At 71.1% G+C, this 24,131-nt stretch carries 24 protein-coding genes, 2 tRNA genes and 1 riboswitch; of the genes, 8 read left to right on the forward strand and 18 right to left on the reverse strand.

The window, feature by feature from the left end; genetic code table 11:
• Positions 1 to 4: 4 nt before the first annotated feature.
• Together GQQ95_RS11235 and GQQ95_RS11240 are read right to left on the reverse strand one after the other, a co-directional pair.
• On the reverse strand, positions 5 to 499 hold the full coding sequence (locus GQQ95_RS11235; RefSeq protein ID WP_157427765.1) for a DUF6993 domain-containing protein: 495 nt from the start codon (positions 497 to 499) through the stop codon (positions 5 to 7).
• A gap of 70 nt (positions 500 to 569) precedes the next feature.
• The gene (locus tag GQQ95_RS11240; protein WP_157427766.1) at positions 570 to 1,145 is read right to left on the reverse strand and encodes a single-stranded DNA-binding protein; all 576 of its coding nucleotides are present in this window, start codon (positions 1,143 to 1,145) and stop codon (positions 570 to 572) included.
• A gap of 241 nt (positions 1,146 to 1,386) precedes the next feature.
• On the opposite strand from GQQ95_RS11240, the gene GQQ95_RS11245 reads away from it, so the two are divergent.
• A complete protein-coding gene (locus GQQ95_RS11245; RefSeq protein ID WP_157427767.1) occupies positions 1,387 to 2,394 on the forward strand; it encodes an aldo/keto reductase in 1,008 nt (335 codons plus the stop codon).
• A gap of 110 nt (positions 2,395 to 2,504) precedes the next feature.
• Positions 2,505 to 3,173, forward strand: a complete 669-nt coding sequence (locus tag GQQ95_RS11250) for a hypothetical protein (protein ID WP_157427768.1) — start codon at positions 2,505 to 2,507, stop codon at positions 3,171 to 3,173.
• Between the two features lie 75 nt (positions 3,174 to 3,248).
• On the opposite strand, the gene nadE is transcribed toward GQQ95_RS11250, so the two are convergent.
• On the reverse strand, positions 3,249 to 4,070 hold the full coding sequence (gene nadE / locus GQQ95_RS11255) for an ammonia-dependent NAD(+) synthetase (protein ID WP_157427769.1): 822 nt from the start codon (positions 4,068 to 4,070) through the stop codon (positions 3,249 to 3,251).
• A gap of 85 nt (positions 4,071 to 4,155) precedes the next feature.
• Here nadE and GQQ95_RS11260 point away from each other — a divergent pair, with 85 nt between their 5' ends.
• The 6 genes from GQQ95_RS11260 (at position 4,156) to GQQ95_RS11285 (ending at position 8,056) form a co-directional block, all read left to right on the forward strand.
• On the forward strand, positions 4,156 to 5,403 hold the full coding sequence (locus GQQ95_RS11260) for a cation:proton antiporter (RefSeq protein WP_246205416.1): 1,248 nt from the start codon (positions 4,156 to 4,158) through the stop codon (positions 5,401 to 5,403).
• Between the two features lie 29 nt (positions 5,404 to 5,432).
• A tRNA-Arg gene (locus GQQ95_RS11265) sits at positions 5,433 to 5,505 on the forward strand.
• Positions 5,506 to 5,624: 119 nt separating this feature from the next.
• A complete protein-coding gene (gene orn / locus GQQ95_RS11270) occupies positions 5,625 to 6,245 on the forward strand; it encodes an oligoribonuclease (protein WP_157427770.1) in 621 nt (206 codons plus the stop codon).
• 44 nt (positions 6,246 to 6,289) lie between these two features.
• A tRNA-His gene (locus GQQ95_RS11275) sits at positions 6,290 to 6,365 on the forward strand.
• Positions 6,366 to 6,421: 56 nt separating this feature from the next.
• Positions 6,422 to 6,769, forward strand: coding sequence for a metallopeptidase family protein (locus GQQ95_RS11280; protein WP_157427771.1), 348 nt, complete (start codon positions 6,422 to 6,424; stop codon positions 6,767 to 6,769).
• Positions 6,770 to 6,793: 24 nt separating this feature from the next.
• Positions 6,794 to 8,056, forward strand: coding sequence for a D-alanyl-D-alanine carboxypeptidase family protein (locus GQQ95_RS11285; protein WP_157427772.1), 1,263 nt, complete (start codon positions 6,794 to 6,796; stop codon positions 8,054 to 8,056).
• A 40-nt stretch (positions 8,057 to 8,096) separates the two neighbouring features.
• Here GQQ95_RS11285 and GQQ95_RS11290 read toward each other — a convergent pair whose 3' ends face one another.
• From GQQ95_RS11290 to GQQ95_RS11360, 15 genes are all read right to left on the reverse strand, one after another.
• Positions 8,097 to 8,357 carry a hypothetical protein gene (locus GQQ95_RS11290; protein WP_157427773.1) on the reverse strand — a complete coding sequence of 87 codons (261 nt, stop codon included), beginning with the start codon at positions 8,355 to 8,357 and terminating at the stop codon, positions 8,097 to 8,099.
• A 9-nt stretch (positions 8,358 to 8,366) separates the two neighbouring features.
• On the reverse strand, positions 8,367 to 9,011 hold the full coding sequence (locus GQQ95_RS11295) for a nucleoside/nucleotide kinase family protein (protein WP_212275404.1): 645 nt from the start codon (positions 9,009 to 9,011) through the stop codon (positions 8,367 to 8,369).
• Positions 9,012 to 9,021: 10 nt separating this feature from the next.
• Positions 9,022 to 9,801: an energy-coupling factor transporter transmembrane component T family protein gene (locus GQQ95_RS11300; protein WP_157427774.1), complete on the reverse strand. Its 780-nt coding sequence runs from the start codon at positions 9,799 to 9,801 to the stop codon at positions 9,022 to 9,024.
• The gene (locus GQQ95_RS11305) at positions 9,798 to 11,297 is read right to left on the reverse strand and encodes an ABC transporter ATP-binding protein (RefSeq protein WP_246205419.1); all 1,500 of its coding nucleotides are present in this window, start codon (positions 11,295 to 11,297) and stop codon (positions 9,798 to 9,800) included. The genes GQQ95_RS11300 and GQQ95_RS11305 overlap by 4 nt, the downstream gene beginning before the upstream one ends.
• A 1-nt stretch (position 11,298) precedes the next feature.
• Positions 11,299 to 11,937 carry an ECF transporter S component gene (locus tag GQQ95_RS11310; protein ID WP_157427775.1) on the reverse strand — a complete coding sequence of 213 codons (639 nt, stop codon included), beginning with the start codon at positions 11,935 to 11,937 and terminating at the stop codon, positions 11,299 to 11,301.
• A 36-nt stretch (positions 11,938 to 11,973) separates the two neighbouring features.
• A riboswitch (TPP riboswitch) is annotated at positions 11,974 to 12,074 on the reverse strand.
• A 117-nt stretch (positions 12,075 to 12,191) separates the two neighbouring features.
• On the reverse strand, positions 12,192 to 12,524 hold the full coding sequence (locus GQQ95_RS11315) for a hypothetical protein (protein ID WP_157427776.1): 333 nt from the start codon (positions 12,522 to 12,524) through the stop codon (positions 12,192 to 12,194).
• 29 nt (positions 12,525 to 12,553) lie between these two features.
• Positions 12,554 to 13,849: a DNA polymerase IV gene (locus GQQ95_RS11320; protein WP_157427777.1), complete on the reverse strand. Its 1,296-nt coding sequence runs from the start codon at positions 13,847 to 13,849 to the stop codon at positions 12,554 to 12,556.
• A 40-nt stretch (positions 13,850 to 13,889) separates the two neighbouring features.
• Positions 13,890 to 14,504, reverse strand: coding sequence for a hypothetical protein (locus GQQ95_RS11325; RefSeq protein WP_157427778.1), 615 nt, complete (start codon positions 14,502 to 14,504; stop codon positions 13,890 to 13,892).
• 199 nt (positions 14,505 to 14,703) lie between these two features.
• On the reverse strand, positions 14,704 to 16,221 hold the full coding sequence (gatB, locus tag GQQ95_RS11330; protein WP_157427779.1) for an Asp-tRNA(Asn)/Glu-tRNA(Gln) amidotransferase subunit GatB: 1,518 nt from the start codon (positions 16,219 to 16,221) through the stop codon (positions 14,704 to 14,706).
• Positions 16,221 to 17,753, reverse strand: coding sequence for an Asp-tRNA(Asn)/Glu-tRNA(Gln) amidotransferase subunit GatA (gatA, locus tag GQQ95_RS11335; RefSeq protein ID WP_157427780.1), 1,533 nt, complete (start codon positions 17,751 to 17,753; stop codon positions 16,221 to 16,223). The genes gatB and gatA overlap by 1 nt, the downstream gene beginning before the upstream one ends.
• Positions 17,750 to 18,052, reverse strand: coding sequence for an Asp-tRNA(Asn)/Glu-tRNA(Gln) amidotransferase subunit GatC (gene gatC, locus GQQ95_RS11340; RefSeq protein ID WP_157427781.1), 303 nt, complete (start codon positions 18,050 to 18,052; stop codon positions 17,750 to 17,752). Before gatC ends, gatA begins: the two co-directional genes overlap by 4 nt.
• A gap of 67 nt (positions 18,053 to 18,119) precedes the next feature.
• Positions 18,120 to 19,910: an alkaline phosphatase family protein gene (locus tag GQQ95_RS11345; protein WP_157427782.1), complete on the reverse strand. Its 1,791-nt coding sequence runs from the start codon at positions 19,908 to 19,910 to the stop codon at positions 18,120 to 18,122.
• 22 nt (positions 19,911 to 19,932) lie between these two features.
• Positions 19,933 to 22,260, reverse strand: a complete 2,328-nt coding sequence (gene ligA, locus GQQ95_RS11350) for an NAD-dependent DNA ligase LigA (RefSeq protein ID WP_425482575.1) — start codon at positions 22,258 to 22,260, stop codon at positions 19,933 to 19,935.
• 77 nt (positions 22,261 to 22,337) lie between these two features.
• Complete coding sequence (locus GQQ95_RS11355; RefSeq protein WP_157427784.1) at positions 22,338 to 23,099, reverse strand: aminoglycoside 3'-phosphotransferase; 762 nt, start codon at positions 23,097 to 23,099, stop codon at positions 22,338 to 22,340.
• 61 nt (positions 23,100 to 23,160) lie between these two features.
• Positions 23,161 to 23,994 carry a YrzE family protein gene (locus GQQ95_RS11360; protein WP_157427785.1) on the reverse strand — a complete coding sequence of 278 codons (834 nt, stop codon included), beginning with the start codon at positions 23,992 to 23,994 and terminating at the stop codon, positions 23,161 to 23,163.
• Positions 23,995 to 24,131 lie beyond the last annotated feature (137 nt).

Consider the following 24,131-nt stretch of genomic DNA (forward strand, 5'->3'; position numbering starts at 1 on the left):
TCGCCTACCAGTCTATGGGTCGGGTCTGCCCGATGAGACAGCCCCCCGTGCCGAGCACGGGCTGCACGGCACCGTGGTAGCCACCCGACTTCGGCCCGTACTGGCCCACCAGGCACTCGTCGTTGAACGAGACCGCGAACTGCACCGAATCCGCAGGCTCGCCGAGGCTCGTCTGGTCGGAGGTGACCTGCATCGCGGCCTTGTCGAACCCCGCCGCGACGAGTGCGTCGATGAAGTCGCGCCCCTGCGCGCCCGCGTTCGCCGCCACGACGGACTGGTTCACCTGATCGAAGTACGGCAGGTTGTCGGCGGCCGGGAGATCGGGCCGGAGCCCGACCGGGGCGCTCGTCTCCTGATCGCTGGGCGTCGGCCGCGAGGACGCCGATGCGCTCGGTGTCGGAGCTGGGGGCTCCAGCAGGGAACAGCCGGCCAGGAGCACGACGGACAACGCGGCCCCGGCGATCGCCAGGGCCGCGGAAGAGCCGGTGTGCCGTGCCATGAGACCCCCGTCCGAGCGCGCTGCATGCGCTTCGAAGCGAGTCTAGGTGCAGGCCGACGGCCGTCGCCGATCAGAACGGCACGTGCGCGTGCTCGAGGCCGGCCTCGGCTCCGTCCTCCGCCGCATCGGCGTCCAGCCCCTCGTCGCCGGACTCGTCGACGACATCGGAACGCTCGGGAGAGCCCTCGCGGCCGTCGTCGTCGACCCCGAGCGGCGTCGCCCACCCCGTCGGCACGCCCTCGGCCGACGGGAGCCCGGTCGCGGCCTCGGCCGGCGACTCCGTCGCTCCACCGCTGTTCTTCGTCAGCGACGTCGTGCCCCAGCTCAGGTCGTGGCCGACCGAGTCGGCCTCGATCTCGATCGCGGTCCCGTTCCGCTCCCCGCTCTCCCATGCCCGCAGGCGCAGCCGGCCGTGCACGACGACGCGGTCGCCGCGCCGCACCGACACCGCCGCGTTCTTCGCGAGCTGCCGGAACGCCGAGACCGTGTACCAGTTGGTCTCGCCGTTCTCCCATGTGCCCTTGGCCCGGTCGAAGAACCGTCTCGTCGACGCGAGCCGGAAGGACGTGATCGGGAGTCCCTGGTTGGTCACGTGCACGCGCGGATCGCCTCCGACGACGCCGATCACCGTGATGTTGTCGGTCATGTCTGCTCCTCATTCTCGATGTGGTCGCCGCCGTGGTCGGCGGCGGCCGCGGCATCCGGAAGCCTCGTGCCGATTCAGGTTCCGGATGCCGCGTGACCCAAGACTCGCTCCGTCCGGCTGGATGGGTCCGACGATGCGCGCGATCGTGGATCGCCCGTCCCCTTCGCTGTCGGTGGAGGACGGGTCGCCGCTCGGATCGGCGCAGGCGCATCGTGTCGGTCGACCGCCATAGAGTGATCGCATGAGCTACGAGGCGAATCCGGCACGATACGACACCATGCGCTACAACCGAGTGGGCCGGAGCGGCCTCAAGCTCCCCGCCCTCTCACTCGGGCTCTGGCACAACTTCGGCCACGACCGCCCCTGGCAGACGCAGCGCGAGATCGTGCGTCGCGCCTTCGACCTCGGCATCACGCACTTCGACCTCGCGAACAACTACGGCCCCCCGTACGGCAGTGCCGAGGAGAACTTCGGCCGCATCCTCAGCGCCGACCTGCGCCCCTATCGCGACGAGATCATCATCTCGTCCAAGGCCGGCTACGACATGTGGCCCGGGCCGTACGGCGATCACGGGTCACGCAAGTACCTGCTCGCCTCCCTCGACCAGAGCCTCGGCCGGCTCGGCCTCGACTACGTCGACATCTTCTACTCGCACCGCCCCGACCCCGAGACGCCCATCGAGGAGACGATGGGCGCCCTGGCGAGCGCCGTCCGCCAGGGCAAGGCGCTCTACGTCGGCATCTCCAACTACTCGCCCGAGCAGACCATCGCCGCAGCGGCCGCGCTCGCCGAGGAGGGGGTCCCGCTCCTGATCCACCAGCCTCGCTACTCGATGTTCGACCGCCACATCGAAGACGGCCTGTTCCCGGCCCTCGAGGAGGTCGGGGCCGCGAGCATCGTCTTCTCCCCGCTCGCCCAGGGCCTGCTGACCGATCGCTACCTGTCGGGCGAGATCCCGTCGGACTCCCGGGCCGCGACCAGCCGGTTCCTCTCCCCCGACCGCATCAGCGATGACTACCTCACCCGGATCCGCGGCCTCGCCGAGGTCGCCGAGTCGCGCGGCCAGAGCATCGCCCAGCTGGCCCTCTCGTGGGTGCTGCGCGAGCGACTCGTCGCCAGCGCGATCATCGGCGCATCCAGCGTGGCGCAGCTCGAGCAGAACGTCGCCGCGCTCGAGTCCGGGCCGCTCACCGACGACGAGATCGCGCGCATCGAGCCGTTCGCGGCCCACGGCACCGTCCTCGGCTGATCCGGGCCCGCCCGAATCCATGAACGGCACGCCGGGTTCGGGCACGCGGGGTTCGGGCACGCCGCGCACGGGTCCCGGTGCGGAGAGTCGCACCGGGTACTCTGCGGTGCATGCAGTGGTGGAACGATCTCATCTCCTGGCTGACCTCGAGCGAGGCGCAGCCGACCCTCTTCGCGGGCGCGGTGCTCTTCGTCGCCGTGCTCGCCTCCGGCCTGCTCGCCGCATGGATCGCGAGTTCCGCGGTGCGTCGGGTCGTCGGCCAGCGTGACGCGGAGCTGAAGACGGCGGCGATCGCGGCCCTGGTCGACGCCGCGACCGAGGCCTCGGTGTGGAACTCGCTCACCCCGCAGGAGCAGGTCCTCGCCGACCGCACGGTCGGCCAAGCCGACATCCAGGTCCGGATGCTGCCCATCCGGGGTTCGGATGTCGCGGCGAACTGGGCCGCACATCAGCTGCACGAGCTGAAGCGGGCGTCAGCCACGTTCGGCTACCAGCTCGACCCCGCCGTCGCGGAGTTCCGCGACCGGATGCTCGACTGGCAGCGGCATCCGTCGCGGGCCCGCAAGCAGTTCCAGAACGACCTGCTGCGCTGGCGCACCCAACGGCAGGAGCCCGAGCAGGCCGCCGTCGAGGAGCAGGACGCGTGGGTCGCCGAGCAGCACCACGAACGGTACCGCTCGGCGACCGAGATCGCCCCGAGCACGACGTCCGACACCGCACCGACGCCCACCCAGAGCTCCACGGAGCCCCTCGCGAAGGCCGACGACGCCCGCGCCTGATCGCGCCGGAGCGAAGCGCTGGGGCCCTGTCCGTTCGGACGGGGCCCCAGCGCTTCGCTCATGTACGCCTGCGGCTCAACGCCACCAGTCGTCGAACATCGAGACGGGCACGGCGCGCTTGTGCCGCGTCTGGAGGAACCTCGCCTCGATGCGCTCGGCGACGCGCTCGTCGATCTGCTCGCCCTCGAGGAACGAATCGATGTCGGCGTACGTCAGGCCGAGGTTCGCCTCGTCGGACTGACCGGGGTCGCCATCGAGCAGGTCGGCGGTCGGCACCTTCAGGTACAGGCGCTCGGGCGCTCCAAGGTGGCTGAGGAGCGCACGGCCCTGGCGCTTGGTGAGGCCGGTGAGCGGCAGGACGTCGGCTCCACCGTCGCCGTACTTCGTGAAGAAGCCCGTGACGGCCTCGGCCGCATGGTCGGTGCCCACGACGAGCAGTCCGTGCTCGCCCGCGAGGGCGTACTGCGCGACCATGCGCATCCGGGCCTTCACGTTGCCCTTGCCGAAGTCGCTGATCGGCGCGCCGGCGGCATCCGCGTACTCCTCGGCGAGTCCGTCGACGCCCCGCTTGACGTTGAACTCCACCGTCTCCTGGGGATCGATGAACTCGAGCGCGAGTTCCGCGTCACTCGCGTCGCGCTGGACGCCATACGGCAGGCGCACGGCGACGAACCGCGACGGATGCCCCTCGGCGGTCAACTCGGCGACGGCCAACCGGCAGAGCCGGCCGGCGAGGGAGGAGTCCTGGCCGCCCGAGATGCCGAGCACGAGGCCCGACGCGCCGGTCGCGCGGACGTAGTCCTTGAGGAAGTCGATGCGCGATCGCACCTCGACGGCTGGATCGACGACCGACGTGACGTTGAGTTCGGCGATGATGGCCGCCTGGAGGTCTCGCATGCCACGACGATACCGCCCGCGTGTTACGGGCGGGCAAACGCGGCGCCCGCCGCGAGACCCGTCCGTTGGATAGCATCAGGCAGGCGTGGCACCGGCACGCAGTCTGGAGCAGGGCATGGAGATCTCGATCGGGACCATGGTCCTCGTGCCCTTGATCGCGGTGGCCGCGCCCCTCCTCGTCCGCGGCGTCGGGCGCTGGGTCGCCGTCCCCCTCGTGGTGTTCGAGATCCTGCTCGGCATCCTCCTCGGCCCGGCCGTCCTGGGCTGGATCGCTCCCGACCCGTTCATCGACCTGCTGTCCGAGCTCGGCCTCGCGATGCTCTTCTTCCTCGCGGGCAACGAGGTGGATTTCCGCGCCATCCGCGGTCGCCCGATGAACCGTGCCGTCATCGGCTGGCTGATCTCCCTCGCAGCGGGCTTCGGCATCGCCGTGCTCTTCGCTCCCGACATCCCGGCGGCGGCGATCATCGGCATCGCGCTGACCTCGACCGCTCTCGGGACGATCATGCCGATCCTGCGCGACTCGGGCGACCTCAAGACGCCCTTCGGCCTCGCGGTCGTCGCCCTGGGCGCGGTGGGCGAGTTCGGACCGCTGGTCGCGATCTCGCTGTTCCTGACCGGCCGGAACCCGAGCCTCGCCGCGGTCGTGCTGGTCGTGTTCATCGTGATCGCCGGCGTCGCCATCGCCCTGGCCGCGAAGGGGCACGGCAAGCGCCTGCACGTGGTCATCACCTCGACCATGCACACCAGCGGTCAGTTCGGCGTCCGGCTGGTCGTGCTCGCGCTCGTCTCGCTCGTGGCCCTCAGTCTCGTGCTCGACCTCGACATGCTGCTCGGGGCCTTCACCGCGGGGGTGCTGCTCAAGGTGATCCTCACCGGTGCGCCGAAGCAGGACGTGGAGATGCTCGAGACGAAGGTCGAGGGGCTCGGATACGGGTTCCTCGTGCCGATCTTCTTCATCACCACCGGGGTCGAGTTCGACCTGGCGTCGCTCGCGGATCCGGCCACGCTCTCGCTCGTGCCGCTGTTCGTCGCTGTCCTCCTGCTGGTCCGCGGCCTGCCTTCGGTGCTCGCGGCTCCGGTCGGCGCCGATCGCCGGACCAAGCTGGCCATCGCATTGTTCGGCGCCACCGGCCTGCCCGTGATCGTCGCGGTCACGGCGATCGGCGTCGACGACGGCGCGATCGGCACGGGCGTGGCGGCCGCGCTCGTCGGCGCCGGCATGATCACCGTGCTCGCCTTCCCGCTCATCGCGCTCGCGATCCGCAAGGGCCGGGCGGATGCCGCGGGGCGGCGTCACGACGACACCACGGACGTCCCGATCGAGGGCTGAACCGGCGAACGGGTAAGCTGGGCGCACCGGCCCCCGTAGCTCAGCGGATAGAGCAGCAGCCTTCTAATCTGTCGGTCGCAGGTTCGATTCCTGCCGGGGGCACCGTCACCGCCACTCCTGTGCGCGCCGCACGGTCTCCACGCCGCGGTCGGTCCGTCGAGTGCCGTGAGGTCGTGGGCGGCATCCGAACGGTGTCCGGGCGCACCGGTAGACTCGCGGGCATGGCAACCGCGAGCGACCGACTGGTCTGGATCGACTGTGAGATGACCGGACTCGACCTCGAGGTCGACGAACTCGTGGAGATCGCCGTCGTGATCACCGACTACGACCTGAACCCCGTCGACGAGGGGCTCGACATCGTCATCCGCCCCGACGCGAGCGCACTCGAGAACATGGGCGAGTTCGTCCGCGGCATGCACACCACATCCGGCCTCATCGAGGAGATCCCCAACGGCGTGAGCGTTGCCGACGCGGAGTACCAGGTGCTCGAATACGTGCTGAAGCACGTCCCCGACGAGCAGAAGGCGCCGCTCGCGGGCAACTCGATCGGCACCGACCGGGCGTTCCTCGCCAAGTACATGCCGCGGCTCGACGGGCACCTGCACTACCGCAACGTCGACGTGTCCTCCATCAAGGAGCTCGCTCGCCGCTGGTACCCGCGGGCGTACTTCCAGTCGCCTGCGAAGAACGGAGGGCACCGGGCCCTCGCCGACATCCTCGAGTCGATCCGCGAACTCCAGTACTACCGCCGTGCCGTCTTCGTCGCGGATCCCGGGCCGACGAGCGCGGAGCTCCAGGCGATCGCGGCCACCGTCGTGAACGAGTTCGACGTCAAGGTGTAGTAAGCTCTTCGAGTTGCCTGATCACCGCGGTAGTCGGGCACATGGTGGGTATAGCTCAGTTGGTAGAGCGCCTGGTTGTGGTCCAGGAGGTCGCGGGTTCAAGCCCCGTTACTCACCCCAAGACAGTGCGACAAGACAGTGCGATACGAAGGTCCGTTCGGCGATCGGGGTCATCCGTGCAGCTCGATGCCGAGGCCTTCGAGGCGATCGTGGTCGATGAACTCGACCAGTTGCCCGACGAGATGATCGACGGCCTCGAGAACGTCGTGTTCGTGGTCGAAGACCGCCCTGAAGACGGCTCCCTCGACCTGCTCGGCCTGTACGACGGCTTCGCCCTCACCGAACGCGACCGATACGGCATGGGCGAGATGCCCGATCGCATCATCCTGTACCGCGAGGGGCTGCTCGCGATCTGCGACGATGAAGAGGAACTCCGCGAGGAGATCCACGTCACGCTCGTGCACGAGATCGCACACTTCTACGGCATCGACGACGATCGGCTCCACGAGTTGGGCTGGGCATGACCGCGCCGCGGTTACGCTGAACCCATGCGTTCCCCCGCCCGCGTGATCGGCATCATCGTCGGTTCCCTCGCCATCCTCGGCCTCCTGCTCTACGCACCCGCCATGCTCCTCGGTCCACTGCCGGCGGTCACCGTGCGCGCCGATCCCGATGCGCCGGTCGTCCCAGGAGCCGCCGCTCTGGCGCTTCCCGAGCAGGGGGCGAACGCCATGGTGCTCACCGGCGCAGACGGGGCGAGCACGCCGCTCGCGACGTCCGGCGTCACCGAAGCGGTGCCCATGGGCAGCGCGGCCAAGCTCGTGACGCTGCTCGTGACGCTCGAGTCGCTGCCATTGCCCGCGGTCGGTGATGGCGAGGGCCCGATGATCAAGATCGGCCCCGACGACTACACGAACTACCTGAAGTACGTGGCCGAGGACACGCGAACCCTCCAGGTCTCCCCCGGCGACTCCTGGTCCCAGCGCGACGTCGTGCGGGCCATCCTGCTGACCTCGAGCAACAACCACGCCGACACGCTCGCGCGGTGGGCGTTCGGCGGCGTGCAGGCGTACGCCGACGCGGCGAACGACTGGCTCGCCGAACAGGGCTTCACCTCCACGCACGTGGACGATGCGACCGGCCTCTCCGGCGAGAACGTCAGCACCGCGTCGGAGGTCGCGGCGCTGGCCGCGCTGGCACTGGCCGACCCGAGCATCTCGGCGATGCTCGCTGATCCCGACCAGGCTCCCATCGGCGCGCACGCGGCTCCCGACCTCGTCGACCGGTCCGGCGACGACGGGATCCGCGAGATCACTCGCGGGTACACCGACGAGGCCGGCCTCTCCTCCGTCTTCACGATCGAGGTGCCGGGTGCCGACGCGGATGCGGATGCATCCCGGTGGGTCGTGGGTGCCATGTTGACGATGCCCGACTACGAGACCCTCGACCCCGCCATCACGGCGGCCGTGGAATCGGCCGCCGCGGCATCCGCACCCGTGACCGTCATCACGGAGGGTGCCGCATACGCCTCGGTCGAGTCGGCCTGGGGCGAGACCTCGAAGGTGATCGCGACGGTCAGCCGTGCGGATGCCCCGTGGGGCGCGGAGTTCGGCCGAGCCGAGATCGACGTCGAGCCGTTCAGCACGTCGTCGGACGCCCGCGACGTCGGTCGCGTGACGGTCACGACGGGCGACGACGAGGTCTCGTCCCCGCTTCGCCTCACCGAGTCGATCAGCGACCCGGGGCCCATCTGGCGCCTCACGCACCCGTTCCCGGTGGTCGGCGCCTTCCTCGAGGCGCAGGCGGAGTAGCCGAGACCTGCTGCGACGCCGCCTCGCGGGCAGCGGGCGATCAGTCGTTGTCGTCCTCGTCGAACGTGACGGGGTCGGAGTCCCCGGCATCGAACGCGAAGGTCGCGCGGACCTCGCCATCGAAGTCGCGCTGCTCGACCAGGTCGTACCAGAACACGGATTCATTGCCGTCGACCGCCGCGATCGTCGCCAGGCGCGACTCGGGTGCGCCGTCGACGAGCGACCGGTGCTCGACCTGCCCTTCGAGCGGACCGTCGAGGTACTCGACGACGTATGAGCTTGAGGTTGCTTCGGCTGCCATGCATCCACGTTATCCGGCGAGACGCGATTGCGCACCGGAGGAACGGATGTCGGGTCGGCGCACCGCGACGTACCCGGGCGTTCGAGGAGCCGACCCTCCGTCGACGCTGATGGTCGCGGCCGCTCGCGGGTCGCTCCGACGCACGTGGGACCGCCACTGGCGGTCCCAGATCTCCCAGAACGGGTCGTAGGCTCCGCCATCGCGGGCGAGCGCCCGACGGCGCCGCAGGTCGTCGGCGGCCTCGACCCAGATCCTCACCGCCGGGACGGCCGGCTCGACCACGGCGAAGGCGCCGCAGCCCTCGACGAGGAGCGCCGGCCCGGGCACGACGGACACGGCGGGGCCGGGGGCGTCGGCGCCCCAGTCCCACCGCCGGTACCCTCCTGGCATGCGGCGCAGCCAGGGCTGCACGAGGGTTCGCGCCAGGTTCCTCGGGGCCTGCTCGAGGCCGGTCCACCCCGGGTACGCGTCGTCGAGGCGCACGAGTTCCGGCGGCTTCCCCGCCCATGCCGTCACGAGCGCGTCGGCGAGCGTCGACTTGCCGGAACCGCTCGGCCCGTCGATGAGGACGAGCGGACGAGGCGTACGCCGGATCGCCCCGACGAGCCTCCTGGACGTCCGGCCGAACGCGGGCGACGCCGCCTCCGCGCGCACGGACGCTGGATCAGGACCAGATGACATTCCAGCTCCCGACGAGGATTGCGACCGTGGCCGACGCCGCGGCCACGAGGCATCCGACGCCGATGATCGTCCATTCCGTCCAACCGAAGTGCGCCGCGCGCGCGTAGGTGCGGTCCACGTCGGCACCGAAGCCGCGTGCCTCCATGGCGGTGGCGAGGGTGCCACCGCGGCGGATGGCGAGCACGAGGAGCGAGAACGCCTGCCCGAGCGAGCGTCGGATCACGCCGGAGTCGCCGACGCCCCGCGCACGCCTGGCGAGATTCAGGATGCGCCAGTCGTCGACCGCAGAGCCCACCAGTCGCAGCGCCGCGAGCGCACCGAGCACGAACCTCGAGGGCAGCTTGAGCGTCTGGGCGAGGCCGTCGGCCAGGTCGGTCGGGTCGATCGTGAGGAACAGCACGACGGCCGGCAACGCGATCGCGATGACCCGGACGGTGGTCGCGACGCCGATCTGCACGGAGCCCTCGGTCACGTGGATCACGCCGAAGTCCCAGAGCGTCGCGCCCGAGGGCGCGCCGTAGAGCACCATGCTGATGCCCGTCAGCGGTGCCGCGATCCAGACCGGGAGGGTCCGTGGCGACCACAGCAGCCCGCCGAGTCCGACCAGTGTGAAGAGCACGATCTCGCACACGATGGCGACCGTCGCCGACACGATGTCGAGGGTGAGGATCAGCACGATGCTGAGCGGGACGGTCGCCGCGACCTTCGCCACCGGATTCACGCGGGCCAACGGCAGGCCTGGCCGAACACTCGCGATGCTCATGCGTCCGTCCTCCCGGCACGGGCCGCCGATGCCGTGACCTCGCGGCCCAGCACGAGACGCCGATCGGCGATCGCCTCGACGAAGGCGTCGTCGTGCGTGACGGCGACGATCCCGACCCCGTCGTCGCGAAGGCCGACGAGCAGCTTCGCGAGCTCGCGCCACGTCGTGGCGTCCTGCCCGAACGTCGGCTCATCCAGCACCAGGAGTCTCGGCCTGGTGGCGATCGCCGTCGCGACCGAGAGCCGTCGCTTCTCTCCGCCCGAGAGCGTGAAGGGGTTGGCCGCGGCCAGGTGGGCGAGCCGGAGCACGTCGAGGAGCTCGTCGACGCGGGCACGCCGCGACTGCTCGGACAGCTTCAGGGCTCGCGGGCCGACCTCGAGCTCGGCCCGTACCGAGCCGGTGAGGAACTGGTGCTCCGGACTCTGGAACACCGTGCCGATGCGGGCCAGGAGTTCGCGGGAGCGCCACCGCCACGGTTCGTCCCGCAACCCGGACGCCAACGCATCGGATGCCGCCAACCGACCTCCGAGCGGCTTCAACAGCCCGGACATGGTCAGCGCCAATGTCGACTTCCCGACGCCGTTCGGGCCCGTGACCGCGAGGATCCGTCCGGAATCGACCTCCAACTCGATGCCCTCGCGCACCGGTTCACCTGCCACGCGACCGACGGACAGGGCCGCTCCGGTCAGGAGCGCGGATGTCGCGGTCGGAGGCGCCGAAGCCCGCCATGGCACGTCATCGGGCAGCCAGACGCCGCCGGCTCTCAACTCCGATCGCCGGGCGGCGAGCACCTCGCCGGGCGGACCGTCGGCGAGCAGGCCACCACCGGCGTCGATGGCGATCACGCGATCGACGATCGGCAGCCACACCGACACCCGATGCTCGATCACGATCAGGGTCGCCCCGGTCTCCTCGGCGACGCGGGCCACGGCATCGCGCACGTCGCGAACGCCCTCGGGATCGAGGTTCGCGGTCGGCTCGTCGAGCAGGATCAGGCCGGGTCGCATCGCGAGCACGCCCGCGAGCGCGAGGCGCTGCCGCTGGCCGCCAGAGAGCTCGGCCGTCGAGTGCTCGATCGGCAGGTCGAGCCCGACCGACGCGAGCGCCTGCGCGACGCGCGGCCAGATCTCGCCGCGTGGCACGCCCAGGTTCTCGAGCCCGAACGCGACGTCGTCGCCGACCCGCGCCATGACGACCTGGGCATCGGGATCCTGCAGGACGAGACCGGAACGGCCGCGGGCCGCGGACGGGGGGCGCCCATCGACGAGCAGTCGCCCGAGCGATTCGCCATCCTCCTCGCCGCCGAGGACCCCGGCGATGCCGTGGAGCAGGGTCGACTTGCCTGCGCCGGATGCACCGAGCAGCAGCACCCGCTCCCCCGGGCCGATGTCGAGGTCGAGTCCGTGCACCGCGGGCGCCCGGCGGCCGGCGTGCCGCCAGCCCCACTCGCGCGCCGAGACTGCGGCCGGCGCGGAACGCGCTTCGGCGCCGGCCACGTCAGACCGCCCGGTACTCGCGCCCGGCTGCGAATCGATCGAGCGCTCCGGCGCGGGCCAGTCCGCGGACCGCGAACCAGGAGAGGCCACCCGCGATGACGGCTCCGCCGACCACGGCCGACGCGGTGTAGATGGTGGCGAACAGCGGAGCGGCTCCCGCGTAGTAGAGGACGAGGTCGTTCACGGCCATCGCGAGACCCGCGACCGCGCCGGCGAGCAGCGCCACCGGAAGGCGCCAGTTGCGGTACAGGAAGATCGCGAAGACCAGTTCGGCGCCGAGGCCCTGCACGAGGCCCGCCTCGATCGTCAGGAGGCCGCCCCACTGGCTGCCGATGAGCGCCGAGACGATCGCCGCCACCAGCTCCGTGTAGAGCGCGGCCCCCGGTTTCCGGATGACGAGCCCGCCGAGGACGCCGGCGACCACCCAGAGGGCGGCCGGAGCCGCCTGCAGCCCGGGCAGCAGAGCCTCGATCGGTGCCGAGATGGGCCCCCAGACGACACCCCAGGCCCAGAAGACGACGCCGACGGCGACGCCGATGACGCTCGCCACGACGATGTCGACGACTCGCCACCGCAGCGAAGGGCGGTTGGCGGATCCGGATGCCGCGCGTGCGGCCGTTGACGTTGATGATGCGTGCACTGTCGTGCCCTCTCTCTCGATGAAAGCGGCACGGGTATTGAGATGCGAATGCCTCCCTGCGCTGGCATGACCCAGATCAGGTTCGACGGTCGAAGGTTGAGAACCTTCCTCTCAGCCCGGCTCACCGGACTCCCGTGTTCGAGATCAGCGTACACGCAGACGATGACTCGCGTTCACCCTCACGCGCGCGGCAGCGGGACGGCCGGCCACAGGGGCACGGCTCAGGCGGGTTGCGCGTTCGCGTCGTCGCGGCGTCAGCGCTTGAGCGCGCGGATGATCGTCTTGAGGGCGTGGCCCACGACGAAGATGAAGGGCGTCGCGACGAGCACGAGGCCGATCACGTTCGGCTCGAACCGGACGCGCCCCTGCTCGCCGACGTAGGCGCCGAGCGGGACGGAGAGACCGCCGCCACCGCCGCCGCTGCCCTGCACGTTGTCGGTCGCTCCCCCGCTGCCGGCACCGAAGCCGTAGTAGCCGAGGGCCACGGGAACGACCTTCACGCCGTCGATGTCGACGGGATCGCCGTAGGCGGTCTTCACGCCGACGCCCGCGACGGTCTCGGCAAGGTCCAGTACGAGTTCAGCCATGTGGCAACGCTACCCGCGCAGGACTCCCGCTACCACCCCCAGGCCGCGGCGTTCGGATCGAACGGCTCGTCGCCCTTCGCCGTACGCCGCCGCTCCTGCTCCTGCTCGCGAAGGTTCTCACGCTGCACCAGGGCGGCCGGCCGAACCGCCCCGCGCCCGAACTTGGCAGCGACCTGGTCGATCGTGCGTTCGGCGTCCCGCCATTCCTCGTCGGGGTCCCAGAGCATGGCACCGGTGCCGGACTCGCGGAGGTTCTCGGCGCGCACGCCGATCAGCCGCACCCGGGCGCCGTCGCCGACGAGACCCTCGAGCGCCTCGGACGCCTCGTCGTAGATGCGTCGCGCCACATCGGTCGGCTCGGCGAGCGTTCGGGAACGGGTCAGCGTTCGGAAGTCGCCGTACCTGAGCTTGAGCGAGATCGTTCGAGCGACGAGGCCCGCCTTCCGAAGTCGCACGGCGACGTTGCCCGAGAGTTGCAACAGCTCGCGGCGGATCACGATCGGGTCGGTGAGGTCGTGTCCGAACGTCTGCTCGTGGCCGATGCTGCGTTCGGTCCGGGTCGTGTGGACCTCGCGAGGGTCGTCGCCGACGGCCAGTCGGGCGAGCCGGGCGGCGAGCGCGGGGCCGACGGCCCGCACGAGCGCGTCGGGCGGCATCGTGGCGACATCGCCCACCGTGCGCAACCCGATTCGCTGCAGCGATTCCTCGGTCACCCGACCCACGCCCCAGAGCGCGGACACCGGCAGCGGATGGAGGAACGCGACCGTCTCGTGCGCGGGCACGACGAGCATGCCGTCGGGCTTCGCCCGGCTCGAGGCGACCTTGGCCACGTACTTGGTCGCCGCGACGCCGATCGAGCACGTGAGCCCGGTCTCGCGCTGCACGCGGTCGCGGATGCTCCAGGCGATCTCTGCCGGCGTTCCGTGCAGCCGCCTCGCGCCCGACACGTCGAGGAAGGCCTCGTCGATCGAGAGCGGCTCGACCAGCGGGGTGATCTGCCCGAAGATCTCCATCACCCGGCGCGAGTACTCGGAGTACGCCGGATAGTTGCCCCTGAGCACGATGGCGTTCGGGCAGCGCTGCAACGCGACGGACATGGGCATCGCGGAATTGACGCCGTATCGGCGAGCCTCGTAACTGGCGGCCGCCACGACGCCGCGGCCGGCCGTGCCACCGACGAGCACCGGCTTGCCGCGCAGCTCGGGCCTCGAGAGGAGCTCGACGGAGACGAAGAAGGCATCCATGTCGACATGGAGGATGGGGGTCTCCGAGTCGTCGACCGGCCCGGTGGTGACCTGTCTCGACGAGCCGTCCTGCTTGCTCACGTTGCGACCCTACGCCAGGCCACCGTCATCGGGTGGCGGGTCAGAAGCCGAAGTCGCCGCCGAAGTCGCCGCCGAAATCTCCGAACCCGCCGGCGTCGCCGCCGAGATCGCCCGACCCGTCGGCCGAGGCCCCGGGCATGCCGGCGTCGCCCGTACCCCCGTCTCCGGCGACGTCACCGCCGAAGTCGGGTCCGGGCAGGAACGCCTGCGCGATCATCGAGCCGACGACGACGCCGGCGACCGTGCCGAGCATCGAGCCGCCGACCATCGAGCCGAACGACGGCCCACCCGGCCCCCCGCGCCGACCCGCGGCATCCGTCGCCTGGAAGGTGCGCTCCATGGTGCCTGGCGCCCGCAGTTCCGCGCGGGTCGCCGCGCGCGCGAGGGTGGCCGGGTCGTCGGACGTGAGCCGCTCCCCCGCGGGTGCCTGGTCGGAGAGCGCCTGGAAGACCTGTGCGCGCTGGGCGGGCGTGAGCTTGGCGAACGCCTCGGCGTGCACGGCCTCGATCGACTCGGGCGGTGCGGTGCGGAGCAGGTATCGGTACCGCGCGATCGCGCGCTCGTCCTCGGTCTGCGCCCGTGCGGGCGCCCGGGGAAGCGCAGGCTGCGCCGCGCGGGGATCGGGTGCGCCGAACAGTCGGTCAAGGAAGCCCATGATGTCCTCGTCAATCGCTCAGGGGAAGATCAGCGTAGGGAGCCAAGCCCGGAACATGCTGGGAGCGGGGGCGCACCGCCGACGATCGACCGCACCGTGAACCCGGGATCACACCGGAGCGGAACCTCCGGAGGCACCTGCACCGCAGTGCGGGCGAGCCCGACCGGATGGCCGGACTCGCCCGCAGATCGCAGCGGACCTAGTCGGTCGTGGCTCGCTCGAGGACCAGCTCGCGCACGCGCGCGGCGTCGGCCTTGCCCTGCATCGCCTTCATCACGGCGCCGATGACGGCACCGGCGGCCTGGACCTTGCCGTCGCGGATCTTGGCGAGCACGTCGGGCTGAGAGGCCAACGCCTCGTCGATCGCGGCGATGAGCGCTCCGTCGTCGGAGACGACCGCGAGGCCGCGGGCGTCGACGACCTGCTGCGGCGAGCCCTCGCCCGCGATGACGCCCTCGAGCACCTGGCGCGCCAGGCGATCCGTGAGCGTTCCGGAGTCGACGAGCTGTGCCAGTTCGGCGACGTGCTCGGGCGTCGCGAGCGATGCGGCATCCACGTTCTGCGCGTTCGCGATGCGGGCGAGCTCACCGGTCCACCACTTGCGGGCGGCAGCGGGCGTCGCACCCGCGGCGACCGTCTGGGTGACCTCGACGAGGAGGTCGCTGTTCACGACGCCCTGGAAGTCGAGGTCCGTGAAGCCCCACTCGCCCTTCAGCCGGCGACGGCGAGCCGCGGGCGGCTCGGGCAGCGCGGCACGCAGCTCCTCGATCAGCTCGGGCGACGGCACGACGGGCAGCAGGTCGGGCTCGGGGAAGTAGCGGTAGTCGTCGGCATCGGACTTGGGGCGACCGGCACTCGTCGTGCCGGTGTCCTCGTGCCAGTGGCGCGTCTCCTGCGTGATGGAACCGCCGTCGGCGAGGATCGCCGCCTGGCGCTGGATCTCGTAGCGCACGGCACGCTCGATCGAGCGGAACGAGTTGACGTTCTTCGTCTCGGTGCGCGTGCCGAGCTTCTCCTGCCCCCGCGGGCGCAGCGAGACGTTCGCGTCGCAGCGCAGGTTGCCGCGCTCCATGCGCGCTTCGGAGATGCCGAGCGAGATCGCGATGTCGCGGATCGTCGACACGTAGGCGCGAGCCAGCGCGGGGGCATCCGCCTCGGCGCCGAAGATCGGGCGCGTGACGATCTCGACCAGCGGCACGCCGGCGCGGTTGTAGTCGACGAGGGAGTACTCGGCGCCCTGGATGCGGCCGGTCGAACCGCCGACGTGGGTGAGCTTGCCGGCATCCTCCTCCATGTGGGCGCGCTCGATCGGGACCTGGAAGACGCGGCCGTTCTCGAGCTCGACCTCGACCTCGCCGTCGAAGGCGATCGGCTCGTCGTACTGCGAGATCTGGTAGTTCTTCGCCAGGTCGGGGTAGAAGTAGTTCTTGCGCGCGAAGCGGCTCGACGGTGCGATCTCGCAGCCGAGCGCGAGCCCGAGGGAGATCGAGGAGCGCACGGCCTCGCCGTTCACGACCGGCAGCGAGCCAGGCAGGCCCAGGCAGACCGGCGTGATGAGCGTGTTCGGCTCGGCGACGTGGAAGGCCGAGTTCGCCGGGTTGGGCGCCGAGGAGAACATCTTCGTCATGGTGTTCAGCTCGACGTGCACCTCGAGTCCGATGACCGGTTCGAAGAGCTCGAGCGCCTTGTCGAAGTCCATGAGTGCCGCGCGGGCCATCAGATCACACCTTCCTCGGCCGCAGCCATCTCGTGCGAAGACAGGTCGGGCGCGCGGTTCAGCAGCGGCCCGCCCCACTCGGCCTCGAGCAGTCGCTCGAGGGCCGCGCCGACGTTGTAGAGTCGTGCGTCCTGGCGCGCTGGCGCCAGGAACTGGATGCCGACCGGCAGGCCGTCTTCAGGGGCGAGGCCGGCGGGCAGCGAGATGCCGGGCACGCCGGCGAGGTTCGCCGGGATGGTCGCGACGTCGTTGAGGTACATCGCGAGCGGGTCGTCGAGCTTCTCGCCGAGCTTGAACGCCGTCGTGGGCGCGGTCGGCGTGGCGAGCACGTCGACCTTCGCGAACGCGTTCTCGAAGTCGCGCTGCACGAGCGTGCGGACCTTCTGGGCGCTCCCGTAGTAGGCGTCGTAGTAGCCGGCCGAGAGCGCGTAGGTGCCGAGGATGATGCGCCGCTTGACCTCCGGCCCGAAGCCGGCCTCGCGCGAGGCGGCCATGACCTGCTCGACCGTGCCGCCGCCCTCGGGCGTGACCCGCAGTCCGAAGCGCACGGAGTCGAACTTGGCGAGGTTCGAGGAGGCCTCGGCCGGGAGGATCAGGTAGTACGCGGCGATCGCGTACTCGAAGTTCGGCGCGTCGATCTCGACGATCTCGGCGCCGTTGCGCTCGAGCAGGGCGAGCGACTCGTGGAAGCGCGAGCGCACTCCGGCCTGCACGCCCCCGGAGTCGAGCTGCTTGACGACGCCGATGCGCACGCCGGCGACATCCGCCCGGCGGACCGCGTCGGCCATCGACGGCCACGCCTCGGGGATCGAGGTGGAGTCGTGCGGGTCGTGCCCGGCGATGACGTCCTGCAGCAGCGCGGCGTCGAGCACCGTGCGCGTGACCGGGCCGATCTGGTCGAGCGAGGAGGCGAGCGCGATCGAGCCGTACCGGCTCACCGCACCGTAGGTGGGCTTCACGCCGACCGTGCCGGTGACGTGCGCCGGCTGGCGGATCGAGCCGCCGGTGTCGCTGCCGAGCGCGAGGGGCGCCTCGAAGGCGGCGACGGATGCCGCGGAGCCGCCGCCGGATCCGCCGGGGATGCGGTCGAGGTCCCACGGGTTGTGGGTCGGGCCGTAGGCCGAGTGCTCGGTGGACGAGCCCATCGCGAACTCGTCCATGTTCGTCTTGCCGAGCGGGATCATGCCGGCCTCGCGCACGAGGCGCACGGGCGTCGCGTCGTACGGCGGGATCCAGCCCTCGAGGATGCGCGAGCCGGCCGTGGAGGGCATGCCCTCGGTCACGAGCACGTCCTTGATGGCGATGGGCACGCCGGCGAGCGGCCCGAAGGCCTCTCCCGCGGCGCGACGACGGTCGACGTCGGCGGCGGCGGCGAGGGCGCCCTCGTCGTTCACGTGCAGGAAGGCGTGCACGGCGCCGTCGACCGACGCGATGCGATCGAGGTGGGCGCGGGTGGCCTCGACGGAGGAGACCTCGCCCGCGGCGATCTTCGCGCCCAGTTCGGCGGCGGTCAGCCGGATGATCTCGCTCACTGCTCCTCCCCCAGGATCGCCGAGACGACGAAGCGCGAGCCGTCTGCCTCGGGCGCACCGGCCACGGCCTGCTCGGCCGTGAGCACGTCGTCGCCGACGACATCGTCGCGGAACACGTTCTGCATCGGGATCGGGTGGCTCGTGGGCGGCACGTCGGGCGTCGCCACCTCGCCGACCTTCTCGACGGCCTGCATGATCTGGCCGAGCTCCGTCGTGAGGTGCGCGATCTCTTCTTCGGTGAGCGCGATGCGTGCGAGGTTCGCGAGATGCGCGACCTGCTCCGCAGTGATTTCGGACATGCTGCTCCGTCGTCTCGTGATGGGGATGCACCGATTCTATCGGGGAGACGGCCCGGGCCCGTCTGCGCTACCCCGGCACCCCGAAGAGGCCGCCGCCGTGCTCGTGCAGCAGTGCGTACGCGTCCGCGTACGTCTCGGGCTCTGGGTCGTCGGCGCGTCCGAATCGCGCGACCAGCAGGCCGAGCAGGCCCCTGGCCGGCGGGCTCAACGGCTTGTCCTTGTGCGCGTGCGCGGGATGCGGCGCGGTGGCCTGCGGGTTGGGCGGCAGGAACTGCGGCGTCGTCGACGGCCACGTCCACGGATGCCGCGGCTCGTCGAGGTTGACGACGCTGAAGAGGTCGTTCGCTCCGGCGTCGCGCCGGGTGAGCGGCTTCAGGCCGTGGAGTCGCGCGAGCGTGGCGATCACCGCACCGTGGTGCATCTCGTCGTGGACGACCGTGCCGGCGCGGGTGTACGCCGAGATCGCGATCGCCGGCACACGGCAGCCGAGCCGATCGAACCGGAAGCCCATCTCACCCGGATCCTGACCCTCGAAGGGCGGCGAGGCCGCCGGCGGCGGGACGTGGTCGTAGGTGCCGCCGTGCTCGTCGAACGTGATGAGCAGCAGGGTGTTGAGCGCATTGGACCCGGTCGTACTGGCGCTGGTCTTCACGGCCTCGTAGATGCGGTGCACCAGCAGTTCGCCCGCACGCACGTCGGAGACCGCACTGTCGAACACCTCCGTGCCGTCCACCTCGGACTCGCGCAGCTTTCCGAACGGCGGATGGAAGTCGTTGTGGTTGTAGACCATGCGCGGCTCGATGAACGCGTACGCCGGGAGCCGGCCGGTGCGAACGTCGTCGTAGAACCGGTCCATCGTGGCGAAGTGGTCGGTGCGCCAGTACTGCTCGAGCACCGGTGCGTGCAGCACGCCGGTGAAGGAGACGAGCTGGAGCTCGTCGAAGTAGATGCGCCACTCGAGGCCAGCCTCCTCGAGGCGGTTGAAGATCGTCGGTGCCGGCGCCGCGTCGATCCACTTGTCGTAGCCGCCGCCGTGCTTGTTCGTCACGAACCCGTGCGAGGTCGAGGCATGGAAGAAGGACCGATTGCAGAACGTCTGCGAGGGAACGGCGCAGTGCCACGCGTCGAAGACGGCGAAGTTCTTCGCGAGGGTCGAGAGCACCGGGAGCATCTCGGGCGAGAACGAGCCCATGATCTGGTTCGCCTCGGCGGGCGTGGGCTGCCTGCCATTCCTCAGCCGTTCGGCGTTGATGACGTAGTCGGTGAGGAAGCCGTCCATGGTCGGCGTCTGCCCCGGTCGCGGGGCGTTGTACGGGTCGTCCATGTCGCCGACCTCGACCTCGGCGTTGGAGGCCGGCTCGACGATGCCGAAGAGCTGCGTGTTGACGTGCGGGTACTCCTCGCCCGGGTCGGGGTTGGGCTTGCCCATGATCTCGTCGGTGGTGCCGTCGTACACATGCGCGGGCACGGCGACGCCGTCGGGGCCGGAGTTCGCGTACTCGCCGAACGCGAGCCCGTCGAATCGCTGCCCGGCGGGCACGTCGTCCGGCGTGTACAGCCAGCCGAGCAGGTTGTCGAACGACCGGTTCTCGCCCATCAGGACGACGACGTGGTCGAACCCCGCCTGTTCACGTGGCGTGAGGGCGGCGAAGTCCTCTGCACCCTGGGCGAAGCCGCGCGCCTGCCCCACCGCGAGTCCAGCGGCGGCTCCCCCGCCGCTGCCGATGACCGCGCCCGCCGCGGCGGCCCCGCCGATCTTCAGGAAGTCCCGCCGCGACGCACCGTCGTCGACCCCCGCTGCTCCGGTACCGCCGCCCTCGGCCGGCCTGTGCTCGTCGTCACCCAAGATCGCCCCCATCTCGTCCTGCTCGCCGCCGGGATCAGCCGTCGAGCGCACCCGGTCCTTCGGTGACCAGCACCGCGAACTGCGCCGCATCGAGCACGCGCACACCGAGTTCCTCGGCCTTCGCGAGCTTCGAACCGGCACCCGGGCCGGCGGCCACGAAGTCGGTCTTCTTGGACACGCTGGATGCGGCCTTGCCGCCTGCGGCGATGATGGCCTCCTGGGCGCCTTCACGCGTGAATCCCTCGAGCGAGCCGGTCGCGACGATCGTCAGCCCGGCGAGCACTCCGCCCACCTGTGCCGCAGCCCCGGGACCCGGATGCCCCGGCGTCGAGAACTGCACTCCGGAAGCCGTCCACCGTTCGACGATGTCGACATGCCAGTCGACCTGGAACCACTCGGTCAGGGAGTCGGCGATGATGCCGCCCACCCCGTCGACCTCGGCCAGCTCGTCGCGCGAGGCCGAGCGCACGGCGTCGAGCGAGCCGAACCAGTCGGCGAGGGCACGCGCGGCCACCGGACCCACGTGCCGGATGTTCAGGGAGACCAGCAACCGCCACAGCGGCTTCGTCTTCGCCTTCTCGAGCTCGGCGAGCAGCTTCGTCGCCGCTTCGGACGGGCGCACCTCGCGCACGCTCTTGCGGATGCCGGCCGCTCGCCGCTCGGCGGGGGTCAGGGACTCCGCACCCGGCGGGTACGTCGCCGCGCCGAGCTTCTGGAACGGCGCTCGTCGCACCGGCAGGCCGGTCTCCTCGTCGATCTTCGGCTCGCCGGTCTCGGCGTCGCGGACGATGACCTCGATGGGCACCAGTTCGTCGAGGCGCAGCTCGAACAGGCGCGCCTCCGTCACGAGCGGCGGCTCCTCGGGAACCACCGGTTGCGTCAGTGCAGCGGCGGTCACCTCGCCGAGCGCCTCGATGTCGAGCGCCCCCCGCGAGCCGATGTGCTCGACACGGCCGCGGACCTGCGCAGGGCAGGCGCGGGCGTTCGGGCACCGCAGGTCGATGTCGCCCTCCTTCATGGCCCGGAGCGGCGTGCCGCACTCGGGGCAGAGCTCGGGCATCTGCCATTCGACCTCGCTGCCGTCGCGGAGCTGTTCGACCGCGCCGAGGATCTCGGGGATGACGTCGCCGGCCTTGCGGAGCACGACCGTGTCGCCGATGCGCACGCCCTTGGCGCGCACGACCTGCTGGTTGTGCAGCGTGGCCTGGCGCACCGTGCTGCCCGCGACCTTCACCGGCTCCATGACCGCGTACGGGGTCGCGCGGCCGGTGCGGCCGACACCGACGATGATGTCGAGCAGCTTGGTGTGCACCTCTTCCGGCGGGTACTTGTAGGCGATGGCCCATCGTGGGGCGCGACTGGTCGCGCCGAGCTCGTCGTGGAGCGCGAGCTCGTCGATCTTCACGACGATGCCGTCGATCTCGTGCTCGACGTCGTGGCGGTGCTCGCCGCGCTCGGCGATGTAGCGAGCGACGTCGTCGACGCTGTCGAAGACGCGGGAGTGCGGCGAGACCGGGAGCCCCCAGGACGCGAGGAGTCCGTAGATCTCGGACTGCGCGGCCACATCGGGATCGGCCCAGGCGCCGATGCCGTGCAGGTACAGGGAGAGTCGCCCGAGCCGCTCGCGCATGAGGGCGAGGTCGGCCGCGCTCTTGTTCTCCCGCCGCTGTCGCAGGCTGCCCGCCGCGGTGTTGCGCGCGTTGGCGAACTCGGCGTACCTGGTCGGGATCGCGTCGGCCGGACGCCCCCTGGCCACCCATTCCGTCTCGAACGCGGCCTGCAGTTCGTGCTGGCGCGCGTTCAGCGCCTCGAAGTCCGTCGTGCGGAGGAACACCTCGCCGCGCACCTCGAAGAAGTCGGGGTACCCGGAGCCCTCGAGCCGGCGCGGGATCACCGGGATCAGGTCGACGTTCTCGGTGATGTCCTCGCCGACGCGGCCGTCGCCGCGCGTCGTGGCGGTCTCGAGCACGCCGTCGCGGTACGCCAGGCTGATCGCGAGCCCATCGATCTTCAGCTCGCTGAGCCAGTGCACGCGGCGGCCGGCGGATGCCTCGGCCTTCGCCGCCCACTCGCGGAACTCCTCGATCGAGAAGACGTTGTCGAGGCTGAGCATGCGTTCGGCATGCTCGTGGGGCGGGAACCCGGCCGACACGATCGCGGCCCCGACCTGCTGGGTCGGGCTGTCCTGGCCGCCGAGCTCGGGGAACGCCCGCTCGATCGCCTCGAGCCGGTGGAAGTCGGCGTCGTACTCGGCGTCGGAGACGAGCGTGTCGCCGTCGTTGTAGTAGGCGATCCGGTTGCGTTCGATGCGCTCGCGGAGCGCCTCGGATTCGGCGTGCGCAGTATCGAGGTCCTGAGGGATGTCGCTCACAGCGCCATCCTATGAGCGGCCACCGACCTGCCGCATCGGCCCTCGCCGGGCGACGGTCGCGCCGAACGTCACGTCGCGTCCCAGAGGCGGCGGTAGTAGTCGATCCGCTCGGGATCGGGCGCGACGCCGTAGGAGTCGAAGAACGCCTGCTCCCGCCCCGCCCCGAAGTTCCATTCGAGGCTCCAGCTCGCCACCGCGAGATCGGCCCACCGGTCGGCCGTGCCGAGCCTCGCGACGTCGACGATCGCGGCGAAGGAACCGTCATCGTCGATGAGCGTGTTCGGGGCGCACGGGTCGCCGTGGCACACGACGAGTCGATCGATGGCCGGAGGCTCGTGCAGCGACCGCGGCACGGGCGACCCGGACGCCCTCGCGGCCTCGAGCCGCCTCGGGACAGACCAGTCGAACGGGCACGCGGCCGGGTCGAGCGACTCGTGGAGAAGGCGGAGCCCTTCGCCCATCGCGCGCGCTGCGGCATCCGGCCTCGACACCCAGGCCGGCGAGACCGCGGAGAGCGCGTGGATCGCGCCGGTCGCGAGCCACTCGCCCGCCGCATCCGCCCCGGATGCCACGACCCGGGGTGCGGGGAAGCGGTCCTGGAGCCAGCGGAGCCGGCGCTCCTCGTCGGCGAGCGACTCCCCCGATCCCGCCGGGTTCCACTTCACGAACACCGCCCCGCCGGGGTGGGTTCCGCGAGCGATGCGGAACGTGAGTCCGCCAACGACGTTGCGCCACACGGGCGTCACCGCGGCGCCGGCAGCGAAGGCGGCGATCGCCTCCGGCACGGCCGTGCCGCCGTCGGCGGGTCCCGCCAGGTCGGTGGGCGTCATCGCACGCCGGAAGGACGGGCGACCTGATCGGCCGCCCGCCCCGTTCTCGTGTTCGGGTCGCTCACGCCTGGTCGGCGAATCCGGCCCGGTCGACGCGGCGGTGGTACCGGGTTCCGGCCATGCCGCCGAGCACGGCGCCCGCGAGGCTGGAGACCAGCACCACGGCCGAGGTGATGAGCCCGGCCACCGTGAACTCCTCGGCGCTCATGCGGAGGCGGGGGTACAGGTCGGCGTTGGAGAGCACGTCGACCTGGCTGCCGATGATCACGCTGACGAGCGAGACGACGATGGCGATCACGAGCGCCCACACCCAGACCGCGAGGCCCTGGACGGCGCCGTTGAACCGGGCCATGCGGGCGGCGACGTAGCCTCCGCACCAGTACGAGACGAGCAGGATGACGGCGAGGACCGCGACGGCGATCCAGCCGAGGCTCTCGGAGGCGACACCGGTGAGCACGAGCGCGCGATCGGGAGTGTCGAAGCCGACGACGGCACCGACGCCGGCGACCGCGCCGGTGAGGATCGCGGCGGTTCCGGTTGCGGCCAGCCATCCGAAGAGGGCCGAGCCGATCTTGACGCCGCCGAACGCCTCGCGCTGGCGGCCGACCACGACACGTCTGGCAGCCGCGCCGCGGAGGGCGGCATCGTCCTCGTCGACCGGAGCGGCGTCGGCGGATGCGGCGTCGACCGATCGGGAATCGGCGGGTCGTCCGTCGAGGTCCCGCCGCGCGCCGGCGGGAGCGCTCGTTCCGGGTGCGGCGGTCGGGTACGCGACGGTGTCGCGGTCATCGTCCGCGGTGCGGGCGCCGGCCCGCTCGTCCAGGACGGTGGTGGCGGCAGTGGGGGCGGCGGGACGCTCGGCGTCCCGTTCCGCGGGAACTCGGGGGGTGCTCACGGGGGTCCTCCTCGGGTGGGGCCGGCCGGATGGCGGCGTAGGCGTCAATCTAGGACGGCCCGCACGCGGCGCTCCGACCCTTGACAGGACGGCGGGCGCACCGCTATCCACGCGCGAGCACCTGCGTGCAGGCCCTG

Source organism: Agromyces salentinus (genome assembly GCF_009749395.1).
GTDB classification, from domain to species: domain Bacteria; phylum Actinomycetota; class Actinomycetes; order Actinomycetales; family Microbacteriaceae; genus Agromyces; species Agromyces salentinus.